This is a genomic window from Nocardioides ginsengisoli, assembly GCF_039537225.1.
In the GTDB taxonomy this organism is placed as follows: domain Bacteria; phylum Actinomycetota; class Actinomycetes; order Propionibacteriales; family Nocardioidaceae; genus Nocardioides; species Nocardioides ginsengisoli.
This window is the reverse complement of the sequence record NZ_BAABAC010000024.1, coordinates 235,838-259,842: the sequence shown is the minus strand read 5'-3', so window position 1 is coordinate 259,842 and position 24,005 is coordinate 235,838. Positions and strand designations below refer to the sequence as shown.

The 24,005-nt window shown below is 73.0% G+C and carries 28 protein-coding genes and 1 pseudogene; 22 read left to right on the top strand and 7 right to left on the bottom strand.

Annotated features, from left to right (window positions below; all coding sequences use genetic code 11):
• Positions 1-5: 5 nt before the first annotated feature.
• The 3 genes and pseudogenes from AB4880_RS14500 (at position 6) to AB4880_RS14490 (ending at position 2,131) form a co-directional block, all read left to right on the top strand.
• Positions 6-794: a prepilin peptidase gene (locus AB4880_RS14500; RefSeq protein ID WP_367919921.1), complete on the top strand. Its 789-nt coding sequence runs from the start codon at positions 6-8 to the stop codon at positions 792-794.
• An 82-nt stretch (positions 795-876) separates the two neighbouring features.
• Positions 877-1,764, top strand: a pseudogene (locus AB4880_RS14495) (DUF222 domain-containing protein); the annotation flags it as partial.
• A gap of 76 nt (positions 1,765-1,840) precedes the next feature.
• Complete coding sequence (locus tag AB4880_RS14490; protein ID WP_367919920.1) at positions 1,841-2,131, top strand: HNH endonuclease signature motif containing protein; 291 nt, start codon at positions 1,841-1,843, stop codon at positions 2,129-2,131.
• 7 nt (positions 2,132-2,138) lie between these two features.
• Here the strand turns inward: AB4880_RS14490 and AB4880_RS14485 are convergent, their stop codons facing one another.
• Both AB4880_RS14485 and cls read right to left on the bottom strand, forming a co-directional pair.
• Complete coding sequence (locus tag AB4880_RS14485; protein WP_367919919.1) at positions 2,139-2,360, bottom strand: hypothetical protein; 222 nt, start codon at positions 2,358-2,360, stop codon at positions 2,139-2,141.
• A gap of 131 nt (positions 2,361-2,491) precedes the next feature.
• Positions 2,492-3,964, bottom strand: coding sequence for a cardiolipin synthase (gene cls, locus AB4880_RS14480; RefSeq protein ID WP_367919918.1), 1,473 nt, complete (start codon positions 3,962-3,964; stop codon positions 2,492-2,494).
• 41 nt (positions 3,965-4,005) lie between these two features.
• On the opposite strand from cls, the gene AB4880_RS14475 reads away from it, so the two are divergent.
• The 11 genes from AB4880_RS14475 (at position 4,006) to AB4880_RS14425 (ending at position 14,632) form a co-directional block, all read left to right on the top strand.
• Positions 4,006-4,203 (top strand): hypothetical protein, encoded by a 198-nt coding sequence (locus AB4880_RS14475; RefSeq protein ID WP_367919917.1) that lies wholly within the window; start codon positions 4,006-4,008, stop codon positions 4,201-4,203.
• 25 nt (positions 4,204-4,228) lie between these two features.
• The gene (locus AB4880_RS14470) at positions 4,229-4,915 is read left to right on the top strand and encodes an HD domain-containing protein (RefSeq protein WP_367919916.1); all 687 of its coding nucleotides are present in this window, start codon (positions 4,229-4,231) and stop codon (positions 4,913-4,915) included.
• A 38-nt stretch (positions 4,916-4,953) separates the two neighbouring features.
• Positions 4,954-5,727: an IclR family transcriptional regulator gene (locus AB4880_RS14465; protein WP_367919915.1), complete on the top strand. Its 774-nt coding sequence runs from the start codon at positions 4,954-4,956 to the stop codon at positions 5,725-5,727.
• A 115-nt stretch (positions 5,728-5,842) separates the two neighbouring features.
• Positions 5,843-7,114, top strand: coding sequence for a cytochrome P450 (locus tag AB4880_RS14460; protein ID WP_367919914.1), 1,272 nt, complete (start codon positions 5,843-5,845; stop codon positions 7,112-7,114).
• Positions 7,111-8,208, top strand: a complete 1,098-nt coding sequence (locus AB4880_RS14455; RefSeq protein WP_367919913.1) for a PEP/pyruvate-binding domain-containing protein — start codon at positions 7,111-7,113, stop codon at positions 8,206-8,208. Before AB4880_RS14460 ends, AB4880_RS14455 begins: the two co-directional genes overlap by 4 nt.
• Complete coding sequence (locus tag AB4880_RS14450) at positions 8,208-10,058, top strand: PEP-utilizing enzyme (RefSeq protein ID WP_367919912.1); 1,851 nt, start codon at positions 8,208-8,210, stop codon at positions 10,056-10,058. The genes AB4880_RS14455 and AB4880_RS14450 overlap by 1 nt, the downstream gene beginning before the upstream one ends.
• A gap of 4 nt (positions 10,059-10,062) precedes the next feature.
• Entirely contained in the window at positions 10,063-10,866 is an 804-nt protein-coding gene (locus AB4880_RS14445; RefSeq protein ID WP_367919911.1) for an SDR family NAD(P)-dependent oxidoreductase, read from the top strand.
• 24 nt (positions 10,867-10,890) lie between these two features.
• Positions 10,891-11,211, top strand: a complete 321-nt coding sequence (locus tag AB4880_RS14440) for a 2Fe-2S iron-sulfur cluster-binding protein (protein WP_367919910.1) — start codon at positions 10,891-10,893, stop codon at positions 11,209-11,211.
• Between the two features lie 3 nt (positions 11,212-11,214).
• Positions 11,215-12,492: an NAD(P)/FAD-dependent oxidoreductase gene (locus tag AB4880_RS14435; RefSeq protein WP_367919909.1), complete on the top strand. Its 1,278-nt coding sequence runs from the start codon at positions 11,215-11,217 to the stop codon at positions 12,490-12,492.
• Positions 12,489-13,169, top strand: coding sequence for an HD domain-containing protein (locus tag AB4880_RS14430; RefSeq protein ID WP_367919908.1), 681 nt, complete (start codon positions 12,489-12,491; stop codon positions 13,167-13,169). The genes AB4880_RS14435 and AB4880_RS14430 overlap by 4 nt, the downstream gene beginning before the upstream one ends.
• Positions 13,166-14,632 carry an aldehyde dehydrogenase gene (locus AB4880_RS14425; RefSeq protein ID WP_367919907.1) on the top strand — a complete coding sequence of 489 codons (1,467 nt, stop codon included), beginning with the start codon at positions 13,166-13,168 and terminating at the stop codon, positions 14,630-14,632. The genes AB4880_RS14430 and AB4880_RS14425 overlap by 4 nt, the downstream gene beginning before the upstream one ends.
• Positions 14,633-14,647: 15 nt before the next feature.
• Here the strand turns inward: AB4880_RS14425 and AB4880_RS14420 are convergent, their stop codons facing one another.
• Complete coding sequence (locus AB4880_RS14420; protein ID WP_367919906.1) at positions 14,648-15,403, bottom strand: IclR family transcriptional regulator; 756 nt, start codon at positions 15,401-15,403, stop codon at positions 14,648-14,650.
• 67 nt (positions 15,404-15,470) lie between these two features.
• Here AB4880_RS14420 and pcaH point away from each other — a divergent pair, with 67 nt between their 5' ends.
• From pcaH to AB4880_RS14390, 6 genes are read left to right on the top strand one after another with little or no spacing between them, the layout of a single operon-like run.
• Positions 15,471-16,250 (top strand): protocatechuate 3,4-dioxygenase subunit beta, encoded by a 780-nt coding sequence (gene pcaH / locus AB4880_RS14415; RefSeq protein ID WP_367919905.1) that lies wholly within the window; start codon positions 15,471-15,473, stop codon positions 16,248-16,250.
• Positions 16,243-16,800 (top strand): protocatechuate 3,4-dioxygenase subunit alpha, encoded by a 558-nt coding sequence (gene pcaG / locus AB4880_RS14410; RefSeq protein ID WP_367919904.1) that lies wholly within the window; start codon positions 16,243-16,245, stop codon positions 16,798-16,800. Before pcaH ends, pcaG begins: the two co-directional genes overlap by 8 nt.
• Complete coding sequence (locus tag AB4880_RS14405) at positions 16,797-17,945, top strand: lyase family protein (protein ID WP_367919903.1); 1,149 nt, start codon at positions 16,797-16,799, stop codon at positions 17,943-17,945. Before pcaG ends, AB4880_RS14405 begins: the two co-directional genes overlap by 4 nt.
• Positions 17,938-18,684 carry an alpha/beta fold hydrolase gene (locus AB4880_RS14400; RefSeq protein WP_367919902.1) on the top strand — a complete coding sequence of 249 codons (747 nt, stop codon included), beginning with the start codon at positions 17,938-17,940 and terminating at the stop codon, positions 18,682-18,684. The genes AB4880_RS14405 and AB4880_RS14400 overlap by 8 nt, the downstream gene beginning before the upstream one ends.
• Positions 18,681-19,115: a 4-carboxymuconolactone decarboxylase gene (gene pcaC, locus AB4880_RS14395; RefSeq protein ID WP_437440503.1), complete on the top strand. Its 435-nt coding sequence runs from the start codon at positions 18,681-18,683 to the stop codon at positions 19,113-19,115. Before AB4880_RS14400 ends, pcaC begins: the two co-directional genes overlap by 4 nt.
• On the top strand, positions 19,112-20,290 hold the full coding sequence (locus AB4880_RS14390; RefSeq protein WP_367919901.1) for a 4-hydroxybenzoate 3-monooxygenase: 1,179 nt from the start codon (positions 19,112-19,114) through the stop codon (positions 20,288-20,290). The genes pcaC and AB4880_RS14390 overlap by 4 nt, the downstream gene beginning before the upstream one ends.
• Here AB4880_RS14390 and AB4880_RS14385 read toward each other — a convergent pair.
• The 4 genes from AB4880_RS14385 to AB4880_RS14370 are packed head-to-tail and all read right to left on the bottom strand — an operon-like array spanning position 20,269 to position 23,216.
• Entirely contained in the window at positions 20,269-20,499 is a 231-nt protein-coding gene (locus AB4880_RS14385; protein ID WP_367919900.1) for a YgaP family membrane protein, read from the bottom strand. The two genes, AB4880_RS14390 and AB4880_RS14385, sit on opposite strands and share 22 nt — an antisense overlap.
• Entirely contained in the window at positions 20,496-20,672 is a 177-nt protein-coding gene (locus AB4880_RS14380) for a DUF8730 family Cys-rich protein (protein WP_367919899.1), read from the bottom strand. The genes AB4880_RS14385 and AB4880_RS14380 overlap by 4 nt, the downstream gene beginning before the upstream one ends.
• 3 nt (positions 20,673-20,675) lie before the next feature.
• On the bottom strand, positions 20,676-21,065 hold the full coding sequence (locus AB4880_RS14375; RefSeq protein ID WP_367919898.1) for a carboxymuconolactone decarboxylase family protein: 390 nt from the start codon (positions 21,063-21,065) through the stop codon (positions 20,676-20,678).
• Between the two features lie 24 nt (positions 21,066-21,089).
• Positions 21,090-23,216 carry an MMPL family transporter gene (locus tag AB4880_RS14370; protein ID WP_367919897.1) on the bottom strand — a complete coding sequence of 709 codons (2,127 nt, stop codon included), beginning with the start codon at positions 23,214-23,216 and terminating at the stop codon, positions 21,090-21,092.
• A gap of 106 nt (positions 23,217-23,322) precedes the next feature.
• Between AB4880_RS14370 and AB4880_RS14365 the strand changes: the two genes are divergently transcribed.
• On the top strand, positions 23,323-23,742 hold the full coding sequence (locus tag AB4880_RS14365) for a DUF302 domain-containing protein (RefSeq protein ID WP_367919896.1): 420 nt from the start codon (positions 23,323-23,325) through the stop codon (positions 23,740-23,742).
• Entirely contained in the window at positions 23,739-23,999 is a 261-nt protein-coding gene (locus tag AB4880_RS14360; RefSeq protein ID WP_367919895.1) for a metal-sensitive transcriptional regulator, read from the top strand. The genes AB4880_RS14365 and AB4880_RS14360 overlap by 4 nt, the downstream gene beginning before the upstream one ends.
• The last annotated feature ends 6 nt before the right edge of the window (positions 24,000-24,005 follow it).

Sequence of the window (24,005 nt, the reverse complement as noted above, 5' to 3'; positions counted from 1 at the left end):
AGCAGATGTTCCTCGACCTGACCATCCCGACCATCGCCGGGCTCTTCGGGCTGGCGATCGGGTCCTTCCTCAACGTCGTCGCGCACCGCGTGCCGGCGGGGGAGTCGATCGTCAGCCCGCCCTCGGCGTGCCCGAGGTGCGGGCACGAGATCCGCAACCGGCACAACGTGCCGGTGCTGGGCTGGGTGGTGCTGCGGGGGCGGTGCTACGACTGCGCCGAGCCGATCAGTGTGCGCTATCCGCTGGTCGAGCTCGGGACCGGACTGATGTTCGTGGTGGTGGCGCTGCGGCTCGGGACCGATGACACGGGGCTGCGGCTGCTGCCGGCGTACCTGGCGTTCGCGGGGATCGGCATCGCGCTGGCCCTGATCGACCTCGACGTACGTCGGCTGCCGGACGTGATCGTGCTGCCGTCCTATCCGGTGCTCGGGGCGCTCCTCGCCCTCGGCGGTGACGGGCATGCGCTGCTCCGTGCCGTCGAGGGCGGGGCGATCCTGGGCGCCTTCTTCTTCGTCGTCTGGTACGTCGCGCCCGGCGGGATGGGCTTCGGCGACGTGAAGCTCGCCGGCCTCGTGGGCGCGATGATCGCCTACCTGGGCTGGGGGACCTTCCTGGTCGGCGCCTTCCTGGGCTTCCTGCTCGGCGCGGTCGCGGGGGTGCTGCTCATGGCCGGGGGGCAGGCGGGGCGCAAGAGTGCGGTGCCGTTCGGGCCGTTCATGATCCTGGGGGCCTGGACGTCGATCCTCGGCGCGGGGGCGCTGGGCGACGTCTACCTGAGGAGCATCGGCCTCTAGAACATATGTTCGAATTTGTGCTAGGGTGACGGCCTCGCCTCGCCGGTGAGACTCTCCGAGGTTCGGGTCCCGAGGAGGTCCGATGTCCGTCGCCACGCTCGCGCCGCCGCATCCCGTCGTGGGATGCGTGTCCGCGCTGCGTGACGTGCTGGCGGAGGTCGCCGACGTCCAGCCGGCGTTCATGGCGACCGCCGACAAGCGATGGGCTCTCGTCCAGCTCGCCCAGGCGCGAGCACAGCTGGCCGAGCTCGAGCTGCGGGTGCTCGCTGCCTCCGACGAGGTCGGCGACGCGACCGGTGCGCGTGACTGCGCATCATGGCTCGCCCACGTCACGCGCTGCGACCCGCGAGCCGCCCGCGCCGAGCGTCGTCTCGCCGCCGCCCTCGAGCGCCATGAGCGCCTGGCCGCCGGCATGCGCAGCGGCACGGTGTCCGAGGAGCAGGCGCGGGTGGTCGCCGCCGCTCTCGACGACCTGCCCGCCCACCTCGGGCGCGACGCCCACGCCGCGGCCGAGGCGACGATGGTGCGTCACTGTGCCGAGTTCGGGCCGCGTGAGCTGCGTCTGCTCGGTCGCCGGCTCGTCGAGGTGGCCGCGCCCGAGATCGCCGAGGCCGAGGACGGCAAGCGGTTGGAGGCCGAGGAGCGGCGGGCGAGGGAGACGGCCTCGCTCCGGTTCCGCGACCTCGGCCATGGCCGTACCCGCGTGTCGGGCACGCTGCCGACCAGCCTCACCCAGCGGCTGCAGCACTACCTGCAGGCCTGGACGTCGCCGCGCCGGCCGGGGGTCGCGGACGAGGGGGAGTGGGCGCCGCAACACCGCGCCTACGCAGACGCCTTCGGCCAGCTGCTCGAGGCGATCGACCCCGACGGCCTGCCCCAGCACGGCGGGGACGCGACGACGGTGCTGGTCACCGTCACGCTCGACCAGCTGCGTGCCGAGCTTGCCGCCGCGGGCGTGATCGCCGGCGACGGCGAGGAGAAGATCTCGGCGGGCGAGGCGCGCCGGCTCGCGTGCCAGGCGACGATCGTGCCGGCGGTGCTCGGCGGTGCTCGGCGGGCGGGGCGAGGTGCTCGACCTCGGCCGGGGGCGACGACTGTTCAGCCGCGCGCAGCGACGGGCGCTCCGGCTCCGCGACCGCGGGTGCCGGGCCGAGGGCTGCACGATCCCGGCCGCGTGGACCGAGGCCCATCACCTACGACCGTGGTCCGAGGGCGGCCCCACCGATCGCGGCAACGCGATCAGCCTCTGCGGTCGCCACCATCACCTGGTGCGCGACCGGCGCTACGCGATGACCTCACTGCCCGACGGCGACGTCCGCTTCCATCGGCGGACGTAGGAGCGGGTCAGCGGCCGCCGAAGCAGACCAGGCAGGAGCGCGGGTCGTGCTGGATGTTGGCCTCGTGCAGGCGCTGCGCTCGCACCAGCACGTCGTCGAGCGAGCGCTCGGACTCGGCGATCTCGATGATCGCCTCGGCGAGCTCCGGCGAGAGCTGCGGTGCGGACGGCGCGCCGGCGGGTGAGGCGTCGGGCGTGATGTCGAACTGGAAGGCGGTGGCTGCACTCATGCTTCGAGGATCCGCGCGCTGCGGGGCACCCGCAATGCCTCGGCGGGAGGTCCGGCCGAAGGATTCGGGGCCCCTGCCCGCCGGGACTACGGTCCTGGGACCTATCGGCCCGGTGGTCTAGCCCGGCGGCCCTACTGCAGCGCCGCGGTGAGCCGGGCGACGTTGTCGACGTACCGGGTGCGGGCCGGGCGCAGCTCCCAGTCCGGGAGGGTGAGCTCCTTCGAGAGGCGGCGATAGGTGTCCTCGACCTCGCGCATCTTCGCGACCACGGCGGCGTCCGGCATCATCAGCGACACCTCGTAGTTGAGCGCGAACGAGCGCATGTCCATATTGCTCGAGCCGACGACGGCGACCTCGTCGTCGATCGTGAAGTGCTTCGAGTGCAGGATGTACGGCGCCGGGTACTGGTAGATCCGCACGCCGGCCTGCAGCAACGCCCGGTAGTACGACGCCTGGGCGTGGCCGACGAGGAACTGGTCCGACACCTCGCTCACGAACAGCTCGACGTCGACGCCGCGCTCGGCGGCGGTGGTCACGGCGTACAGCAGCGACTCGTCCGGCACGAAGTACGGCGAGGTCAGCGAGATCCGCTCGGTGGCGGCGTAGATGAGCGTGGTGAACATCCGCAGGTTGTTCTCCGCGACGATCCCCGGGCCGCTCGGCACCACCTGGCACGGGACGTCGAAGACCTCCTCGGGGCGTGCGTCCGGCTCGCCGAAGACCGGCACCAGGTCGACGACCTGGCCGGTCTCGACGTACCAGTCCGAGGCGAACACGGAGTTCAGCGCGCCCACGACCGGCCCCTCGAGCCGGACCATCAGCTCGACCCACTCCCGGCCCAGCCGGTGGTTGGCCGCCTTGTTGTAGCCGGGCTCGGTGAGGTTGAGCGAGCCGGTGAACCCGACGCTGCCGTCGACGACGAGGATCTTGCGGTGGTTGCGCAGGTCCGGGCGGCGGAAGCGCCCCTGCAACGGCTTGATCGGCAGCATCGGGTGCCAGGCGATGTCCGTGGCGCGCAGCCGCTTGATCATCGCCTGGTAGCCGGGGATGCGGCGCGAGCCGATGTGGTCGAAGAGCAGGCGTACGTCGACGCCGCGCGCGGTCGCGCGGATCAGCGCCTGGAACACCGGGTCGGTCACGTCGTCCCACGCGGTGATGTAGAACTGCACGTGCACATGGCTGCGCGCGCGGTCGATCTCGGCGGTCATCTCCGCAATCGTCTCGTGGTAGTCCGGCAGCAGCTCGATCTCGTTGCCGCCGGTGAGCGGCAGCGAGCCGAGGTGCCGGTTGAGCGAGGCGACGCGGGCCATCGGCGCGGGCAGCCGGGTGATGTCGAACGACAGCGGGAGCAGCTCGCTGCGCTCGTGGATGGCGGCGAGGGCCGTGCGCTGGCGGGTGATCCGCCGGTTGCCGAGCCGGGTCCGGCCGAGCAGCAGGAAGATCGAGAAGCCGATGATCGGCTCGATCATGATGAGCAGCAGCCACGCCATGCCCGTCGACGGCTTGCGGTTGCCGGGGATGATGCCGAGCGCGACCAGTCGCAGCACCATGTCGACGCCGAAGACGATCCAGCCGAGCGTCGACGACGGCACGAGCAGATTCATGGGTGCACCCTAGGGGCCGCGGGACGCGGAACGCTGGCGCCATGACGCACCCCGAGTCCGCGACGTCCCCGGGGCACAGCCTCCTCGACCTGATCGCGCGGACGGCGGTCGTCTACGACTGGGGTGGCCGGACGGCGCAGCTGCCCGACCCGCTGACGGCCTACCTCCGGGCGCACGACGCGGTCTGGCCCCGCGACGAGCACGCTTCCGGTCACCGGAAGCGCGCGCTTGCCCGGTGACCGCGGCTCCGCAAGGCTCGCGAGCGTGCTGCCCCTTCTCGCGCCCACCCGCAACGACCTCGGCCGCGACGTGGCGGGGCACGTCCCCGATGCCGACGGGCTGCGCGGGATCTACGTCCTCGACGATGCGCACGCGGCCATCTGGGAGCGCGCCGTGCCGTACCTCACGGTCCGCGACAACGACGCGCACACCATCTATGCCTACGGGCTGGGGCGGGCGCTGCTCGACCTGACCCCGGACGCCGACCCGGACGTCGTGCTGCCGGCGATCCTGCTCCACGACACCGGCTGGTCGCAGGTGCCGGAGCCGGAGATCCTGGAGGCGATCGCGCCCGGCGGCGGCCGGCCCGACCTGGTCGTGCGGCACGAGAAGGAGGGCGCGCGGATCGCCCGCGCGATCCTGACCGACGTCGGCTGGGACGCCGCGCGCGCCGAGCGGGTGATCGCGATCGTCGACGGCCACGACACCCGCCGCGCGGCGATCTCGCTCGACGACGCGCTGATGAAGGACGCCGACAAGCTCTGGCGGCTCACCCCGCACGGCGTCGACACGGTGATGGGCTGGTTCGGCCTCACCCGCGACGAGGCGCACCGGCTGATCGCGAGCCGGGTCCACGACCACCTGCTCAGCGACGCCGGCCGGGCCCTCGCCCTGGCCCTGGCGGCGGTCGTCTCGATCGACACGTCACCGCAGCGGATCGCCCTCGGATGAGGGGGCCCGCGCGCCCGGACCGCGCGTAGTCTCGGGCCGTGGTGGCAACCGACGGCGGTGGACGCACCGTCACCTCCAAGGTGCTCGCGCTGCTCGCGGCCTTCGAGCACGGCCCCGGCGCCCAGACGCTGAGCGAGCTCGCGGCGCACGCCGACCTGCCGCTGCCGACCGCGCACCGGTTGGCCGGCGAGCTCGTCGCGTGGGGTGCGCTGGAGCGCACCCCTGAGGGTCGGTACGTCGTCGGGCTGCGGTTGTGGGAGGTCGCCCAGCACGCCGGCCGGCAGATCCGCGACGCCGCCCGCCCCTACCTGCAGGACCTCTTCTCGCTCACCCAGGAGACCGCCCACCTCGCCATCCGCGAGGGCCACGAGGCGCTCTACATCGACCGGATCTACGGCTCCAAGCGGGTGCCGCGCGCGAGCCGGGTCGGCGGCCGACTGCCGCTGCACGCGACCGCGGTGGGCAAGGTGCTGCTCGCCTACGAGGACCGCTGGCTGCAGGAGGCGTACGTCGCCGAGCGGCTCGACCCGGTCACCGCGCGCACCCACGTGCACCCGCAGCGCCTGCTCGAGGAGCTGGCGTCGATCCGTGAGCGCGGCTTCGCGACGACCTACGAGGAGGTGCGGGTCGGCAGCTGCTCGGTCGCCGTCCCCGTGCTCACCCGGGACGGCCGGGCGCCGGCCTCGATCGGGCTCGTCATGCACTCCGCGCAGGCGGACCAGATGCCGCGCCATCTCCCGACGCTGCGGGGGATCGCGGCCCGGATCGCGCCCTCGGTGAGCCGCTGGGCCGGCTCCGCCGCACCCCGCTGACGCACTTCCGTTCAACGGAAGGCGGCCATTGTGAGCGGCGTCGCCGGGGGCCAGTGTTGACCCTGTGACCGGGGCCACTGAACGCCCGGTCCGAGACCTTTCAGAAGGGTGCGAGATGACCACCACGCACGAGCCCGGCACCGGCTGCCCGGTCGCCCACCACGGCTACCAGCCGTTCGCGATGGACGACCCGTTCCCGGCGTACGCCGCGCTGCGGGCCGAGGAGCCGGTGATGTACGACGAGCGCGTCGGCTACTGGGTCGTCAGCCGCTACGAGGACGTCAAGGCGGTCTTCGAGGACTGGGAGACCTTCAGCAGCGAGAACGCGCAGGCGCCGGTCCGCGAGCGCGGCCCCGAGGCGCGGCGGATCATGGAGGAGGGCGGCTTCACGGCGTACTCCGGCCTGTCGGCGCGGGTTCCCCCCGAGCACACCCGGATCCGCAAGGTGACCGCGAAGGCATTCACCCCGCGCCGCTACAAGGCGCTCGAGCCGGCCATCCGCGCCCACGTCGTCGCCCTGCTGACGGCGATGCGCGAGCGGCCCGAGCGGGCCGGCGACATCGTCCGCGACCTCGCCTACGACGTCCCGACCGTCACCATCTTGACCCTCATCGGCGCCGACACGAGCCAGGTCGAGCTGTTCAAGAAGTGGTCGGACTCGCGGGCCGCGATGACGTGGGGCGACCTGTCCGACGAGGAGCAGGTGCCGCACGCCCACAACCTGGTCGACTACTGGACCGAGTGCCGGCGGCTGGTGGCCGAGGCGCACGCCGAGGAGCGGGACTCGCTCGTCGGCGACCTGGTCCGCGCGCAGGCCGAGGGCGACCCGATCACCGACCACGAGATCTCGTCGATCTGCTACAGCCTGCTCTTCGCCGGCCACGAGACCACCACGACGCTGATCTCCAATGCGGTCCGGACGCTGTTGGCCCACCCCGACCAGTGGCAGCGCATCCTCGACGACCCGAGCCTGATCGCGGGCGCCGTCGACGAGGTGCTGCGGATCAGCCCGTCGATCGTGGGCTGGCGGCGCAAGGCGCTCACGGACACGACCGTCGGCGGCGTCCCCATCGCGGCCGGGAGCGAGCTGCTCCTGCTGATGGGCTCGGCCAACCGCGACGAGTCCCGCTTCGAGGACGCCGACGCCTTCGACGTCACCCGCGCCAACGCCCGCGAGCACCTCGCCTTCGGGTTCGGCATCCACTACTGCCTCGGCAACATGCTGGCCAAGCTGCAGGCCAAGGTCTGCCTCGAGGAGATCGCGCGGGTCGCCCCGGACCTGCGCCTCGTCGACGCCGACGCCATCCGGTTCGGCGACAACCTGTCCTTCCGGGCGCCCGTCGCGGTGCCCGTCACCTGGGGCGCGACTTCCGAGGGGGAACGATGAGCGAGCGCTACGTCCAGTTCTTCGACGCCGACGAGCCGGCCGAGCACGACCTGCTCGGCGGCAAGTGCGCCTCGCTGGTCACCATGACGGCGGCCGGGATGCCGGTCCCGCCGGGGTTCGCGGTCACCACGGCGGCCTACGACGCCTTCGTGCGCGAGTCCGGGATCGCCGAGCGGGTGCACGCCCTGCTCGCGGGCCTCGACCCGGCCGACGTGGTGAAGGTGGAGGAGGTCGCCGCGCAGATCCGCGAGCTGCTCCTCGGCTGCCCGGTGCCGGACGGCGTCCGCGACGCCACCCGCGCGGCGTACGACGCGCTGGTCGCGCGGATCGGCGCGGACGTGCCGGTCGCCGTCCGGTCGTCGGCCACGGCCGAGGACCTGCCCGACGCGAGCTTCGCCGGCCAGCAGGACACCTACCTGTGGCTGCGCGGGTGGGACGACGTCCGCGAGCACATCCGCAGCTGCTGGGCGTCGATCTACACCAGCCGGGCGATCCTCTACCGGCTCAAGAACGACATCCCCGACGAGGGCCTGTCGATGGCGGTGGCCGTGCAGAAGATGGTCGACGCCCGCGTCGCCGGCGTGGCGATCACGCTCAACCCGACGACGGGCGACCGGTCCAAGATCGCCATCGACGCGTCGTACGGCGTCGGCGAGATGGTCGTCTCCGGCCAGGTCACCCCCGACCACCTGCTCCTCGACAAGGTCATGTTCAGCGTGGTCGAGGAGCACCGCGGCGCCAAGCACGCCGAGCTGGTCCCGGACGCCGACCTCGGCCGACTCGTCGAGCGCGAGGTCGAGCCCGAGCGCCGGGAGCGGCTGTGCCTCGAGCTCGACGAGTTCGTCGCCGTCGCCCAGCTCGCGAAGCGCGCCGAGAAGCACTACGGATGCCCGCAGGACATCGAGTGGGCCTTCGACCGCGACCTGGCGGCAGGGGAGAACCTCCTGCTGCTGCAGGCACGCCCCGAGACCGTCCACTCGGTGGCCGCCCCGCCGGCGGCCGCCACCCCTGCCACCACGGCCACCCCTGCCTCGGGCGGGATGACCGGCTTCATGTCCGGACTCACCAGCTCTCTCACCCCAAGGAACAACTGATGACCGTCACCGACCCGACCCCGGGAATGGGCACCGCCCCCGCGATGAAGTCCTTCCCCAAGCCGTCCGAGCTGCCCGTCCCCGAGGGCGCCGAGGGCTGGGAGAAGCTCTACCCCTACAACCTGGTCTTCCAGAACCTGAGCGGCGCCGAGGACGAGAAGTTCTGGTTCTGCGACAGCCAGCACTGGCCGACGGTTTTCAAGCCCTTCGAGACCATCGGCGGCGAGTTCGCGGTCAAGTGCCTCGGGCAGTACAACACCCGCCACCTGCTCATCCCGCCGGCCAACGGCATCGAGTTCAAGATCCACCTCGGCTACCTCTACATGTCGCCGGTCCCGGTGCCGGAGGAGCAGATCCCCGCGCGGGTGCCGGAGTTCGAGCGCCGGGCGGGCCACTACTTCCAGAACTGGAACGAGCTCCTCGACGCGTGGCGGGTCAAGGTCCGCGGCACGATCGACGAGATGGAGGCGCTGCGCTTCGAGCCGCTGCCCGCCATGGTGCCCTTCGACGACATCGTCGCCGGCGTCGCCAAGGACGGCTCCGAGGTGCTGATGGAGAGCTATGACCGGCTGATCCAGCTCTGCTACCAGAACTGGCAGTACCACTTCGAGTTCCTCAACCTCGGCTACCTGGCCTACCTCGACTTCTTCGGCTTCTGCAAGGAGGCCTTCCCCGGCATCCCCGACCAGGCCATCGCGAAGATGGTCCAGGGCGTCGACATGGAGCTCTTCCGGCCCGACGACGAGCTCAAGAAGCTCGCCACCCTGGCCGTGGAGAAGGGCATGCAGGCGGCCTTCGCCGACACCGACGACGTGGCCGGCACGCTCGCCCGGGTCGGCGAGCACGACGGCGGCCCGGCCTGGCTGGCGGCGTACGAGGCGGCGCAGGACCCGTGGTTCAACTTCACCGTCGGCAACGGCTTCTACGGCCACGACAAGTACTGGCTGGAGCACCAGGAGATCCCGCTCGGCTACATCAAGGACTACATCCGGCGGCTCGACGAGGGCCAGGAGATCATGCGCCCGGTCGCCGAGCTGACGGCCGAGAAGGACCGGATCGTCGCGGAGTACCGCGAGCTGCTGGACGGCGAGGCGCTCGCGACCTTCGACGCCAAGCTGGGCCTGGCGGCGACGGCGTACCCGTACGTCGAGAACCACAACTTCTACATCGAGCACTGGACGATGGGCGTCTTCTGGCGCAAGGTCCGCGAGCTCGGCCGGGTGTTCGCCGCGGCCGGCTTCTGGGCCGACGAGTCGGACCTGCTCTACCTGACCCGCGGCGAGGTCCGCGACGCGATCTTCGACCTGGTCACCGGCTGGGCGGTCGGCGCCGAGGCGACCGGTCCGCACTACTGGCCCGCCGAGATCGAGCGTCGGCGCGGGATCTTCGAGGCGCTCGCGACCCAGCGGCCGCAGCCTGCGCTGAACACGCCGCCGGCCGAGATCACCGAGCCGTTCACGATGATGCTCTACGGCATCACCACCGAGCAGGTGCAGCAATGGCTGGCCGGCGACGAGAGCGCCGAGGAGGGCGTCATCACCGGCATGGCCGCCTCGCCGGGCGTCGTCGAGGGCATCGCCCGCGTCGTGCACAGCGCCGACCAGCTGGGCGAGGTGCAGCAGGACGAGATCCTCGTCGCGACCATCACCGCGCCGTCGTGGGGCCCGATCTTCGGCAGGATCAAGGCGACCGTCACCGACATCGGCGGCATGATGAGCCACGCCGCGATCGTGTGCCGCGAGTACGGCCTGCCCGCCGTCACCGGCACCGGCAGCGCGTCGACCACGATCCGGACCGGGCAGCGGATCCGGGTCGACGGCGGCACCGGCCGCGTCGAGATCCTGGACTGACGCCGTGCCCGAGTCCAGCACCGAGTCCAGCACCGAGTCCAGCACCGACTCCAGGAGTGCCGAGGGAACCGGCCGGACCGTCCTCGTCACGGGGGCGGCCGGCGGGCTGGGCCGGGCGTTCGCCCTCGGCTTCGCCGGCCGCGGCTACCGGGTCGCGGTCGCCGACATCGACGAGGCCGGCGTGGCGGAGACCGCCACGCTGCTCCTCGACGCGGGCGCCGAGGCGTGGCACGGGCCGGTCGACGTCACCTCGGCGGAGTCGACGTCCGAGCTCGCGGCCGCGGTCGCGGAGTTCGGCGGCGGCACGATCGACGTCCTGGTCAACAACGCCGCGATCTACGGCACCGTCACCCGCGCGCCGCTCGAGGACATCGACCCGGCCGAGTGGGACCTGGTGATGGGGGTCAACCTCAAGGGACCCTGGCTGATGGCCCGTGCCTGCAGCCCGTTCCTGCCCGAGGGCGGCCGCGTGGTCAACCTGTCGTCGGCGACCGTCTACAGCGGCTCCGAGAACTGGCTGCACTATGTCGCCTCCAAGGGCGGCGTGATCGCCCTGACCCGGGTGATGGCCAAGGAGCTGGGCCGCCGCTCGATCAACGTGAACGCGATCGCCCCGGGCTTCACCCTCACCGACGCCAGCCTCGGCCTGATGGAAGACGCCGCCCGGTACGGCGTCGACCGCGGCGCCCTGCGGCGCGCCAGCCGGCCCGACGACATCGTCGGCGTCGCCCTCTTCCTCGCCGGCCCCGACGCCGGCTTCGTCACCGGCCAGACCGTCGTCGTCGACGGCGGCCGCCAGTTCATCTGAGCCCTGCGCCCCAAGGAGCACCCCATGCCCACGATCACCTACACCGACGCCACCGGCGCGGCCCGCTCCGTCGAGGCCACGGTCGGCGACTCCGTGATGGAGACCGCCGTCCGCAACGGCGTGCCCGGGATCGTCGCCGAGTGCGGCGGCTCGCTGTCGTGCGCCACCTGCCACGTCTTCGTCGACGCCGACGACTTCGCGTCGCTGCCGGCGATGGAGGAGATGGAGGACGAGATGCTCTGGGGCGCCGCCGTCGACCGGCAGGACACGTCCCGGCTGTGCTGCCAGATCAAGGTCACCGACGGCATGGACCTGCACGTGACCACGCCGGAGACGCAGGTCTGAGCCATGAGCACCCCCGTGTCCGACAACGCTGCCGGCCTGCTGATCATCGGCTCGTCCCAGGCGGGCGTGCAGCTCGCGGTCTCGCTGCGCGCGCTCGGCTACGAGCCGCCGATCACCCTGCTCGGCGACGAGAACCACCGGCCCTACCAGCGCCCCGCGCTCTCGAAGGAGTTCCTGCAGGGGGCGATCACGAAGGAGTCGCTGATCTACCGCACCCAGGACTACTGGGACGAGCACCGGATCCGCGTCGTCCGCAACGAGCGGATCATCCGGATCGACAAGCGGGACGACGGCAGCGGCGTCGCGCACTCCATGTCGGGCGCGGAGATCCCGTTCGACCGGCTCGCGCTCACCGTCGGCGCGCGGGCGCGGCGGCTGCTGCTGGAGGGCGTCGACCTGCCGGGCGTGCTCTACCTGCGCAATGCCGACGACGCGCTCGAGCTGAAGGCCCGCGTACCGATGGTGAAGGACGTCGTCGTGATCGGCGGCGGCTTCATCGGCATCGAGGCCGCCGCCAGCCTCAACAAGATGGGCCGCACGGTCACGCTCCTGGAAGCCGGTCCGCGGCTGGTCGGGCGCGCGGTCGGTGAGGAGACGTCGGCGTACCTGCTGGCGCACCACCGCGAGCACGGCGTCGACGTCGTCCTCGACGCGGAGGTACGACGCATCGTCGGCGCAGGCGACCGGGTGGCAGGCGTCGAGCTCGCCGACGGACGGGTGATCACCGCCGACCTGGTGCTGATCGGGGTCGGCGTCATCCCCAACACCGAGCTGGCCGAGTCGATCGGGCTCGCCTGCGACAACGGGATCCGGGTCGACGAGCACGCGCTCGCCTCAGACGGGGTGACCGTCGCGGTGGGCGACGTGGCCAACCTGCCCAACCCGGTGCCGGGTGCGCCGGTGGGCGACCGGATCCGCTTCGAGAGCGTCAACAACGCGGTCGAGCAGGCGAAGGTCGCGGCCTACGCGATCGTCGGGCGCCCGGAGGAGTACGCCGGCGTCCCGTGGTTCTGGTCCAACCAGGCCGACCTCAAGCTGCAGATCGCGGGGCTGTCCGCGGGCCACGACCGGACCGTCGTACGGAGCGACCCGGCGAAGGGCAAGCACTCGGTCCTCTACTACCGCGGCGGGGCGATCATCGCCGCCGACTGCGTCAACGCGCCACTGGACTTCATGGCGGTCAAGGCCGCGATCGCCGCAGGTGCGGCGATCCCGGCCGACGAGGCGGCCGATCCCGCCGTCCAGCTCAAGGCGATCACGATCACGAGGGAGCAGTCATGATCCACGAACTCACCGCCACGCCCGTGGCGCCGTCCGGACCGGTCGACACCTCGCCGATCGCGCTGACCCCGGCCGCGGGGCTCGACCTCGACCCGGTGTGGCGCTCGGTGGTGCCGGAGACCCGGGCGCGGAGCAACGACATCCACCTGCCGATCTCGCTGGCCTACGCCGAGCGGCTGTGTCGCGCCTACCCGGAGGCCAATGCCGAGCTGGTGCGGGTGTCGATCCTGCTGCACGACACCGGATGGGGGCGCGTCGACGAGGACCGGATCATCTCCGAGGGCTTCACCGGCGACTGGCGCAAGGCCGAGATCCGCTTCGAGCACGAGCGCCAGGGCTGCCTCATCGCCCGCGAGGTGCTGCCGCCGCTGGGCTACACCGAGGAGTTCGTCGCGGCGGTGTGCGCGATCATCGACGGGCACGACACCCGCAAGGAGGCCCACTCGCTGGAGGACGCGCTGGTCCGCGACGCCGACCGGCTGTGGCGCTTCGACCACGCCGGCATCGCGCTCGCCTCGGGCTGGTTCGGCCTCGACCCGGCGACCTACTGCGACCGGCTGGCGCGCGAGATCGTCCCCGAGCTGCTCACCGAGGCGGCGATCGCGATGGCCAACGCCGACCTGACTCGCTCCAACCGGCTGCTCAAGACCGACGTGCTGCGCGAGGAGACCCCGTGACCGACCCGCGCCCCTCCCTCGACCTCCCGTGGACCCACGTCGACGACCTCTACGTCGACGGCGCCTGGCGGCCTGCCCACGGCACCGGCCGGCTGCCCGTCGTCGACCCGGCGACCGAGGAGACCTGGGGCAGCGTGCCGGACGCCTCGGCGCAGGACGTCGACGACGCGATGGCCGCGGCGGTGCGGGCCTTCCGGTCCGGGCCGTGGCCGCGGATGACGCCGTCCGAGCGGGCCGAGGTGCTGCTGCGGATGGCCGACGAGGTCGAGAAGCGCGCCGAGGCGCTGGCCCTGACCAACACCCGCGAGAACGGCTCGCCGATCGCCGAGACGTCCGGCGCCGCGGCCAATGCGGCCGGGATCCTGCGCCACGTCGCGTCGCTCGCAGCGTGGCTGGAGGCCGAGGACGTCCGACCGTTCCCAGCGGGCGGCGCCGAGACCGTCGTACGACGTGACCCGGTCGGGCCGTGCGTCCTGATCGCGCCCTGGAACTTCCCGATCAACCTGATGGTGATCAAGCTGGCGCCCGCGCTGCTCGCCGGCTGCACCGTCGTCCTCAAGCCGGCGGAGTCGACGCCGCTGTCGATCCGGTTCGTGGTCGAGGCGGCCGAGGCGGCCGGCGTCCCGGCCGGTGTGGTCAACCTGGTCACGGGCGGCGGAGCGGTCGGCGAGGCGCTGGTCCGCCACCCCGACACCGCGAAGGTCGCGTTCACCGGCTCCACGCCGGTCGGACGGCGGATCGGCGCCGCGTGCGGCGAGCTGCTCAAGCCGGCGACGCTCGAGCTCGGCGGCAAGTCGTCGGCGATCGTGCTGGAGGACGCCGACCTCGACGCGATGGCCCAGGTGCTGGTGCGGTCGTCGATGCGCAACACCGGCCAGACCTGCTACATCTCGACGCGGATCCTCGCCCCGGCCTCCCGCTACGACGAGGTGGTCGACATGGTGACGGCGACGATCGCGGCCGGCCGTCAGGGCGACCCGCTCGACGCCGACACGGTCTTCGGCCCGCTCGCGACCGAGCGTCAGCGCGACGTGGTCGTCGGCTACCTCGACTCCGCGCGGGCCGAGGGGGCGCGGGTCACGACGGGCGGCGCGGCGGTCGACGGGCCGGGCTACTTCGTGCAGCCGACCGTCCTCGCCGACGTGACGCCGTCGATGACCGTCGCGCGCGAGGAGATCTTCGGCCCGGTCGTCGCGGTGTTGCGCTACGAGACGCTCGACGAGGCGATCGCCCTCGCCAACGACACCTCCTTCGGGCTGGGCGGGCTGGTCTTCTCCGCCGACCCCGCGCGGGCGCTCGAGGTCGCCGAGCAGATGGACACCGGCTCGGTCGGGCTCAACTTCTTCGCGTCCAACCACGCCGCGCCGTTCGGCGGCCGGCACGACTCCGGCCTCGGCGTGGAGTACGGCGTCGAGGGGCTCGCGGCGTACCTGACGTTCAAGTCGATCCACCGCCGCGCCTGAGGCCGGCCACCTCGCTCAGCCCAGCGACCGCCCGATGCCCTGGGCGGCGACCTGCAAAGCCGCGACCAGGCGCGGCCGGTCGCGCTTGAGCGACGGGACGACGATGCCGACCGCGGCCACGACCCGCCCCTCGGCGCCGCCCGCGCGGATCGGGACGGCGACCGAGCAGGCGCCGAGCGTCATCTCCTCGACCGTGGTGGCGTAGCCGTCGCGCCGGATCCGGTCGAGCTGCTCGCGCATCCGGGCCGGCTGGGTCACCGTGTACGGCGTGACCCGGCCCAGCTGCGCGAGCGCGGCCTCGACGACGTCGTCGGGCGCGTGCGCGAGCAGGACCTTGCCGACGCCGGTCGCGTGCAGCGGCAGCCGCGAGCCGACGGTGCTGACGACCGGCACCGACGCGCGGCCGGACAGGCGCTCCAGGTAGAGCACCTCGGTCCGCTCGCGCACCGCCAGATGGACCGTGGCGCGGGTGGCGGCGTGGATGTCGTTGAGGAAGGGCGCGGCGACCTCGCGCAGGCCGGTCTCGACGGGCGCGAGGAGCCCGACCTGCCACAGGCGGCGGGCGACGACGTACTCACCGCTGCCGCGGCGGACCAGGGCGCCGCCCGCGACCAGCTCGCCGACCAGGCGGTACGCGGTCGGGAGCGGCAGGTCGGCGCGACGGGCGAGCTCGGAGAGGGTGAGCCGGCGGTGCTGGTCGTCGAACGCGAAGAGCAGCGCCAGGCTGCGCGAGACGACGCTCGCCCCGGGGACGGAGGTGTTGCCGGCCATGCGAACCCTTTCACTGAGCGAAAGGAGTCTATCGCGCCGGCCGGCCGCCTCGGCCTAGCGTGTGAGCGTGCTCACGACCACCTCAGCAGCGCCGCCGGCGCTGGACCCCCAGGAGCGGATCACCGCCGAGATCACCGAGGCCCACGCGGCCACGCCGCCCGGCGCCGCGCAGCCGCGGATCGACTTCCCGCCCTACCGCAGCTCCGTCCTGCGGCACCCGACCAAGGACCTCCGCCACGCCGACCCCGAGGGGATCGAGCTGGTCGCGCCGGTGTTCGGCCACTCCGACGTCGACCCGGTCGAGGCGGACCTCACCATCCAGCACGGCGGCGAGCCGATCGGCGAGCGGATGCTGCTGACGGGCCGCGTGCTCGACGGCGACGGCCGGCCGGTCCGGCACCAGCTGGTCGAGATCTGGCAGGCCAATGCGGGCGGGCGCTACATCCACAAGCGCGACCAGCACCCGGCGCCGATCGACCCCAACTTCACCGGCGTCGGCCGCTGCCTGACCGACGGCGACGGCGTCTACCGGTTCACCACGATCAAGCCGGGGCCGTACCCGTGGCGCAACCACACCAACGCCTGGCGGCCGGCGCACATCCACTTCTCGCTGTTCGGCACCGAGTTCACGCAGCGGCTGGTGACCCAGATGTACTTCCCGGGCGACCCGCTGTTCGCGCTCGACCCGATCTACCAGTCGATCACCGAGCAGTCGGCGCGCGACCGGCTCGTCGCGGCCTACGACCACGACCTGACGACGCACGAGTGGGCGACCGGCTACCGCTGGGACATCGTGCTCACCGGCACCCACGCGACGCCGCTGGAGCGGGAGGACCATGATGCCTGAGACGCTGCAGCCCACGCCCGGCCAGACGATCGGCCCGTTCTTCCACTACGCGCTGCCCTACGCCGGCGACAGCCTCCTGGTGCCGCCGGGCTCGGCCGGTGCGATCCGCCTGCACGGCACCGTGTACGACGGCGCGGGCGCGCCCGTCCCCGACGCACTGCTCGAGATCCGGCAGGCCGACGCCACCGGGCGGGTGCCGCAGGTCGAGGGCTCGCTGCGCCGCGACGGCCGGTTCACCGGCTGGGGGCGCGCGGCCACCGACGCGTCGGGGCGCTACGCCTTCACGACCGTGCTGCCGGGCGGCGTCGCCGGCGCGGAGGACCGTGGGGCCGCCTTCTTCGGGGTGACCATCTTCGCGCGCGGCCTGCTCGACCGGCTGTTCACCCGCGCCTACCTGCCGGGGGAGTCCGACGACTTCCTGGCCGGGCTGCCCGCCGACGAGCGGGCGAGCCTGCAGGTGGTGGCCGACGACGACGGCTACCGCTTCGACATCCACCTGCAGGGCGACCGCGAGACGGTCTTCCTGCGCTACCCGCGGCATCCGCGATGAGCGGGCTGCTGCGGCCGGGAGCGCATCGCGCCGCCGGGATCGCGGACGACGCGGCCGTGCTCGCGGCGCTGCTGCGTGTCGAGGTCGCCTGGGCGCGGGCTCGTGCGGCCGCGGGCGCGGTGGGCGAGGCGGCGGCGGCCAAGGTCGCGGAGGCCGCGGGCGGTCTCGACATCGACGTCGCGGCGCTCGCCGTCGCGTCGGAGGCCGCCGGCAACCCCGTCGTACCGCTGGTCGCGCTGCTGCGCGAGGCCGCGGGCGACGCGGCGGACGCCGTCCACCGCGGGCTGACCAGCCAGGACGTCGTCGACACCGCGCTCGTCCTGCTCGCGCGCGACGCCGTCGTCCGGCTGCGGGCCGACCTGGTCGCGACCGGCGACGCCCTCGCCGGGCTCGCGCGCACCCATCGCGACGACCCCGCGGTGGCCCGGACCCTCACCCAGTGGGCGGTCCCGACCACCTTCGGGCTGCGCGCCGCGCAGTGGCTCGCGGGCGTGGCCGACGCGCTGGCGCGGCTGGACGCGCTGACCTTCCCCGTCCAGTACGGCGGCGCGGCCGGCACTCGTGCGCTCCTCGCCGACCCCGCCGCGACGTCGACCCTGGCCGCCGAGCTCGGCCTCGACGCGGCGGACCTGCCGTGGCAGACCCGCCGCGCGCAGGTCACCGCGATCGGCGACGCGCTCACCACCGCGACCGACGCGCTCGGCGTGCTGGCCGCCGACGTGCTGCTGCTCGGGCGGCCCGAGATCGCGGAGGTCCGCGAGGGCGCCGCGCCCGGCCGGGGCGGGTCGTCGACGATGCCGCACAAGCAGAACCCGGTGTTGTCGGTCCTCGTCCGCGCCGCCGCACAGCAGGCCCCCGGCCTGGCCGCGCAGCTCCACCTCGCCGCGGCCGGGGCCGTCGACGAGCGTCCGGACGGCGCCTGGCACACCGAATGGCCCGCACTGGCGCGGCTCCTGGAGCTCGCGGTCACCGCGGGGAGCCAGGCGGCCGAGCTGGTCGCGGGGCTCCAGGTCGACCCGGCCGCGATGGCCGCACGGGTCGCCGCCGCGACGGAAGCCGGCACGCTCGACGTGCGCGGCGACCTCGACGAGGCGGGGCGACTGGTCGACGTCGCGCTCGCGCGATGGGAGGAGATCCGTGGTTGAGCTCGTGTTCAGCCGGCTCGCGGGCGCCGACAGTGCCGACGGGGAGCGGTTGCTCGTCGTCGGGCCGTCCCTCGGCACCGGCGTCGCCGACCTCTGGAGCCGCAGCGCCGCGCTGCTCCCGGCATCCTGGGAGGTCGTCGGCTGGGACCTGCCCGGCCACGGCGCCGGCGTCCCCACCACCACGGCGTTCACGGTCGACGATCTCGCCGCCGCCGTCCGCACCCGGGCCGGCGAGCTCGCGGCGGGCCGCCCGGTCGCCTACGCCGGGGTCTCGCTCGGCGGCGCGGTCGGCTTCCTGCTGGCGGCCGATCCGGGCGCCTTCGACGCGGTCGCCACGATCGCCTCGGCCCGCCTGATCGGCACGCCGGACGGCTGGTGCGAGCGGGCGGCCTACGTCCGCCAGGCCGGGACCGCCGCCATGGTCGAGGGCTCGGCCACCCGCTGGTTCGCGCCCGGCTTCCTCGAGCGCGACCCCGACGCCGGCAGCAACCTGCTGCGGGCGCTGCAGGACGTGGACGACGAGTCCTACGCCCTCGCCTGCGAGGCGCTCGCGACCTTCGCCGCGGCCGACCTGCCCGCGCGGGTGCCGCTGCTCGTGGCGGGCGGCGCCCACGACGTGGTCGTGGCGCCCGCGGCGGTCGACGTCGTCCTGGACGGCGTCGCGCACCTGCCGCCCGCCGAGGACCCGGCCGGCACGGCCGCCCTCCTCACCGACTTCCTCGAAGGACGACCCTCATGACCGATCAGCCCGACCAGCCCGGCCAGCCCGGCCAGCCCGACCAGCCCGGCCAGCCCGATCCCTACGCCGACGGCATGCGCGTGCGCCGCGAGGTGCTCGGCGACGCCCACGTCGACCGCGCCGAAGCCGGCAAGACCGCGTTCACGCAGGACTTCCAGGCGCTGATCACCCGCTATGCCTGGGGGAGTGTCTGGACCCGGCCCGGGCTCGACCGCCGCAGCCGGTCGGTCGCCGTCCTCACCGCGATGATCGCGCTGGGGCACTGGGACGAGTTCGCCATGCACGTGCGCGCGGCACGCACCAACGGGCTGAGCGTCGACGAGATCGGCGAGGTCATCCTGCAGGCCGGCATCTACTGCGGCGTCCCCGCCGCCAACCACGCGTTCGCCGTCGCGCAGCGCGTGCTCAACGAGCTCGAGGAGTCCCGATGATCACCTCGACCACCGACGTCGCGATCGTCGGCGGCGGCCCCGCCGGGCTGATGCTCGCGCACCTGCTGCACAAGGCCGGGATCGACTCGGTCGCGATCGACGTCCGCACCCGCGAGGAGATCGAGAACACCCACCGGGCCGGGATCCTGGAGCAGGACAGCGTCAAGCTGCTCACCGACTCCGGGGTGTCCGACCGGGTGCTGCGCGACGGCTACCGGCACGCCGGCATCGACCTGGCGTTCGGCGGCGGCGGGCACCGCATCGACTTCACCGCGCTGGTGGGGGCGAGCGTCCAGCTGTACCCGCAGACCGACGTCTTCATCGACCTCGCCGACGCCCGCGCGCGCGACGGGGGCGACGTCCGCTTCGGGGTCTCGGACGTCTCGGTCGCCGACCTGACCACGGACCGCCCGGTGATGCGCTTCACCGACGCGGACGGCGTCCGGCACGAGGTCGCCGGCCGGATCCTCGTCGGGGCCGACGGCTCGCGCAGCATCTGCCGCCACGAGTTCCCGGAGTCGCTGCGGCGGCAGTTCTTCCGCGAGTACCCCTTCGCCTGGTTCGGGATCCTCTGCGAGGCGCCGCCCAGCAGCGAGGAGCTGATCTACAGCCACTCCGAGCGCGGCTTCGCGCTGATCAGCCAGCGCACCGAGACGCTGCAGCGGATGTACTTCCAGTGCGACCCGGCCGAGGACGTCGCCGACTGGTCCGACGACCGGATCTGGGAGGAGCTGCAGGCCCGCGTCGGCGCCAACGGCTACGTGCTCAAGGAGGGCCCGATCACCTCGAAGACCGTGCTGCCCTTCCGCAGCTTCGTCCAGGAGCCGATGCGCCACGGCAACCTGGTCCTCGCCGGCGACGCCGCCCACACCGTCCCGCCCACCGGCGCCAAGGGCCTCAACCTCGCCCTCGCCGACGTCCGGGTTCTGGCCGAGCAGCTCGAGCGGCACCTGCGCGGCGGGGCGCCCGACGCCCTCGACCAGTACGCCGAGCGGGCGCTGCAGCGGGTGTGGAAGGCGCAGCACTTCTCGTACTGGATGACCACGATGCTGCACCGGCTGCCGGACGCCAGCGACTTCGACGTCCGGCGGCAGGTGGGCGAGCTGACCTCGGTGGTCGGCTCGACGGCGGGCTCGACGTACCTGGCGGAGGGCTACACCGGCTGGCCGTCCTGACCGGGGGCGCGGAAGGCGCAGCCCGTCGGGACGCCGAGCCGGCGCAGCACCACCGCTGCGGGGCAGAAGCCGGTCACGCTCGACTGGAGCAGGTTGGCGCCCACGAAGGCGGTGAGCAGCAGCCACCAGCCCGACACCAGCGCGGCGAGGGCCGCGCCGGCCAGCACCAGGGTGCCGGCCAGCGCGAGCACGAGGCGGTCGACGTTCATCGCCACCACCGCTTCGGCCTCTGCTGCGCCTGAGCGCTCTGCTCGGGCCCGCCCTGCTCGTGCCCGCCGCACCACTGGTCGGCGGGCACGGTCGCCTTGACCGCGGCCACGTGCTGGCCGCAGCCGGACCAGGTGGTCTTGCCGCAGGTCCGGCAGCGCACGGGACGGCACATCGCTCAGGCCTCCGCGGCGGCCGCGGCCGCGGGCTCGAGCGCGTCGGCGAACGAGCAGAACGCGTCGTACGCGCGCGCGCCGTGGATGGTCGCGGGGCCACCGTGCATGAGGAAGGTGACGCCGATGGCCTCGGCGGCCTCCTGCTTCGTGGCGCCGGCGCGAGCCGCGGCCTGGGCGTGCGAGGCGATGCAGCCGTCGCAGCCCTCGACGACGCCGATGGCCAGCGCGATGAGCTCCTTGGTGGACTTCGGCAGCGCGCCCTCGGCGAAGGACGCGGCGGACAGCGCGCCGAAGCCCTGGTAGACGTCCGGGATCGCCCGGCGCAGGTTGCGGTGCAGCGGCGACAGCTCGTCGAGGACGGGCTTGCCGTGGGGGGAGGTGTGCTCGGTCATGGTGATTCCTCTCGGTGGTGGGGGTCAGTCGTGGGCGAACGTGATGTTGGGGAGGACCCGGCGCAGCCAGGCGGGCGTCGCCCAGGCGGCGCGGCCGGAGAGGCGCAGCAGCACGGGCAGCAGCACCAGGCGGATCAGGAAGGCGTCGAGCAGGACGGCGACGCCGAGGATCACGCCCATCTCCTTGGGCGGCAGCGGGCCGGAGAGCGCGAAGGTGAAGAACACCGCGACCATCACGCCGCCGGCGGCGAAGATCACCCGTCCGGAGTGGGCGACCGCGCCGACCATCGCCTCACGCGGGTCGCCGGAGCGCTCCCAGTGCTCCTTGGCCGAGGCCAGCAGGAAGACGGTGTAGTCCATCGCGATCGCGAAGATCATCGCGAAGAAGAACACCGGCGCCCAGGCGTCGAGGAAGCCCTGGTGCTCGAAGCCGAGCAGCCCGGAGCCGTGGCCGTCCTGGAACACCAGCCGCGCCACTCCGAACGCCGCGGCGGTCGAGAGCAGGCTGGCCAGCGTGCCGAGCAGGGAGATGAGCGGCGCCTGCAGGGCGAACAGCAGGAGCAGGAACCCCAGCAGCAGGACGACGCCGATCACGATCGGGGTCGAGGAGTCGAGCTGGTCGGTGAGGTCGAGGTTCTCGACCGCCGCACCGCCCACGAGCGCGGACGACGGCAGGTCGGCGCGCAACCGGTCGACGGTCGCGGGCAGGGCCGGGTCGGACGGGTCGACCGTCGGCATTGCCTGGATCATCGCCAGGTCGCTGCCGTCGGCCGCCGGCATGGCGGGCAGCACGGCCTGGATTCCGGCGTCCTCGCTCAGGACCGCTGCCGCGCGCTCGGCGTCCGCACGGTCGACGACGACCTGCAGCATGCCCGGCGCGCCGGGCCCGAAGGCGTCCTTGACCTGGGCGTAGCCGACCCGGGCGCTGGCGTCCTCGGGGAGCACCTTGATCGACGGCATGCCGGTCTTCAGGCCGAGGATCGGCGCGGCCAGCACCAGCAGGACGACGGTCGCCCCGACGCCCCAGGCGACCGGACGACGCCACAGGTGCGCGCCCCAGCGCTCGAACAGGGGCGAGCGGTGCTCGCCCGTCTTGACCCAGGGCAGCGCGAGCCGGTTGATCCTGTGGTCGAGCTTGAAGAGCACCAGCGGCAGCAGGGTCAGCGTCGCGGCGAGCACGAAGACGACGGAGATCATGATCCCGCCGGCCATCGAGCGGAACGACGGCGACGGCACCAGCATCACGGCCGACAGGGAGACCAGCACCGTCGCGCCGGAGAGCAGGACGGCCTTGCCGGCGGTGTCCATGGTCTCGGCGACGGCCCGGCGTGCCGAGTCGTGCTGGCCCATCCGCGCGGCGCGGTAGCGGACGACGAGGAACAGGGCGTAGTCGATGCCCAGCGCGAGCGCGAACATCATCGCGAAGTTCATCGCCCAGATGGAGACCGGCACCAGCTCGTTGATGAGCACCAGCGAGCCGGCGGAGGCGACGAGCCCGGCGAGGGTGAGCAGCAGGGGGAGCCCTGCGGCGACGAGCGCGCCGAAGGCGAGCACGAGGATCGCCAGCGTCACCGGCCAGGAGAACATCTCCGAGGTCAGCATGGCGTCGAGGTTGGCCTCGTTGAAGTCCGACCACAGCAGCGACGAGCCGGTCGGGTTGACCTGCACGGTGTCGGTCGAGAGCTGCTGCAGCTCCGCCTTGAGGTCGGTCGCGACACGGACCATCTCGTTGGTGTCGACGCCCGCGCCGGCCAGGACGACGGCGGTCCGGCCGTCGGGGGAGAGGCTGGCGCCCGGCATCGGCGGCACCACCTCGGCGAGTCGCGGCTCGGTCTCGAGCACCCGCGTCACCTGGGCGATCACGCGCGCGCCCTCGCCGCTGGACAGCGGCCCGTCGGTGCTGTGGACGACGACCTGGATGGCATGGCTGGCGTTGCCGCCGAAGTGCTCCTGCGCGAGGTCGCGGACGGCGACGGACTCCGAGCCGTCGGCCTGCCAGCCGGCGCCGGAGAGGTTCTTCTCGACGGACGGGGCGAAGATCCCGAGTCCGATCACGATCGCGATCCACGCGATCCCGACGATGCGGCCGTGCTCGGTGACCCAGACGCCGAGGCGTCCGAGCGGACCGGGCCGCGAGGTGTGCTGCGCCACGGTGGCTTCTCCTTTCGTTTGATCCCCCTGGGGGGATACGATCGAAACCGTAGCAGATCCCCCCGGGGGGATATCGAATCGACAACGAATCCACGAAGGAGAACCCATGAACACCACCGACTTCACGCTCACCGCGACCATCGCGGCGTCGTACCACGACACGGTGGCGCGGGTGCGCGAGCTGCTCGGCGAGGCCGGGTTCGGCGTCCTGACCGAGATCGACATCCGGGCGACGCTCAAGGCCAAGCTCGACGAGGACGTGCCGGCGCAGGTGATCCTCGGCGCCTGCCGGCCGCAGCTGGCGCACCGCGCGCTGCAGGCCGAGCCGCGGATGGCGACCCTGCTGCCGTGCAATGTCGTCGTCGCCGACGCGGGGGAGGGGCGCACGCGCGTGGAGGTCCTCGACCCCGGCTTCATGGCGACGCTGACGGCCGGCGCGGAGGTCGCCGAGGTGGCCGCCGACGCGCGCGTCCGGCTGACCGGGATGATGGAGGCCCTGACCGGACAGACGGGAGCGATCCGATGAAGCTGGAGCCTGACGAGATCAAGGCGATCATCACCCGCCTCAAGCGGGCCAACGGCCACCTGGCATCGGTGATCCGGATGCTCGAGGAGGGCACGGAGTGCGAGGACGCGCTGATGCAGCTCGCCGCGGTCAACAAGGCCGTCGGCCGGGGCGGCTATGCGCTGGTCGCGACCGGGCTGCAGAAGTGCCTGGTCGAGGGCGGCCCCGACAGCGTCGACGCGAAGAAGATGGAGAAGCTCTTCCTCGCGCTGGCCTGATCTTGG

Excerpts from the sequence above, each read along its gene's own strand:
- AB4880_RS14365 (WP_367919896.1), top strand. The coding sequence starts at position 23,323 with ATGAACACCACCGACTTCACGCTCACCGCGACCATCGCGGCGTCGTAC.
- cls (WP_367919918.1), bottom strand. The coding sequence starts at position 3,964 with ATGAATCTGCTCGTGCCGTCGTCGACGCTCGGCTGGATCGTCTTCGGC.
- AB4880_RS14360 (WP_367919895.1), top strand. The coding sequence starts at position 23,739 with ATGAAGCTGGAGCCTGACGAGATCAAGGCGATCATCACCCGCCTCAAG.
- AB4880_RS14460 (WP_367919914.1), top strand. The coding sequence starts at position 5,843 with ATGACCACCACGCACGAGCCCGGCACCGGCTGCCCGGTCGCCCACCAC.
- AB4880_RS14390 (WP_367919901.1), top strand. The coding sequence starts at position 19,112 with ATGATCACCTCGACCACCGACGTCGCGATCGTCGGCGGCGGCCCCGCC.
- AB4880_RS14385 (WP_367919900.1), bottom strand. The coding sequence starts at position 20,499 with ATGAACGTCGACCGCCTCGTGCTCGCGCTGGCCGGCACCCTGGTGCTG.
- AB4880_RS14485 (WP_367919919.1), bottom strand. The coding sequence starts at position 2,360 with ATGAGTGCAGCCACCGCCTTCCAGTTCGACATCACGCCCGACGCCTCA.
- AB4880_RS14440 (WP_367919910.1), top strand. The coding sequence starts at position 10,891 with ATGCCCACGATCACCTACACCGACGCCACCGGCGCGGCCCGCTCCGTC.
- pcaG (WP_367919904.1), top strand. The coding sequence starts at position 16,243 with ATGCCTGAGACGCTGCAGCCCACGCCCGGCCAGACGATCGGCCCGTTC.
- AB4880_RS14405 (WP_367919903.1), top strand. The coding sequence starts at position 16,797 with ATGAGCGGGCTGCTGCGGCCGGGAGCGCATCGCGCCGCCGGGATCGCG.
- AB4880_RS14375 (WP_367919898.1), bottom strand. The coding sequence starts at position 21,065 with ATGACCGAGCACACCTCCCCCCACGGCAAGCCCGTCCTCGACGAGCTG.
- AB4880_RS14500 (WP_367919921.1), top strand. The coding sequence starts at position 6 with ATGTTCCTCGACCTGACCATCCCGACCATCGCCGGGCTCTTCGGGCTG.
- AB4880_RS14435 (WP_367919909.1), top strand. The coding sequence starts at position 11,215 with ATGAGCACCCCCGTGTCCGACAACGCTGCCGGCCTGCTGATCATCGGC.
- AB4880_RS14380 (WP_367919899.1), bottom strand. The coding sequence starts at position 20,672 with ATGTGCCGTCCCGTGCGCTGCCGGACCTGCGGCAAGACCACCTGGTCC.
- AB4880_RS14455 (WP_367919913.1), top strand. The coding sequence starts at position 7,111 with ATGAGCGAGCGCTACGTCCAGTTCTTCGACGCCGACGAGCCGGCCGAG.
- AB4880_RS14430 (WP_367919908.1), top strand. The coding sequence starts at position 12,489 with ATGATCCACGAACTCACCGCCACGCCCGTGGCGCCGTCCGGACCGGTC.
- AB4880_RS14475 (WP_367919917.1), top strand. The coding sequence starts at position 4,006 with ATGACGCACCCCGAGTCCGCGACGTCCCCGGGGCACAGCCTCCTCGAC.
- AB4880_RS14420 (WP_367919906.1), bottom strand. The coding sequence starts at position 15,403 with ATGGCCGGCAACACCTCCGTCCCCGGGGCGAGCGTCGTCTCGCGCAGC.
- AB4880_RS14450 (WP_367919912.1), top strand. The coding sequence starts at position 8,208 with ATGACCGTCACCGACCCGACCCCGGGAATGGGCACCGCCCCCGCGATG.
- pcaC (WP_437440503.1), top strand. The coding sequence starts at position 18,681 with ATGACCGATCAGCCCGACCAGCCCGGCCAGCCCGGCCAGCCCGACCAG.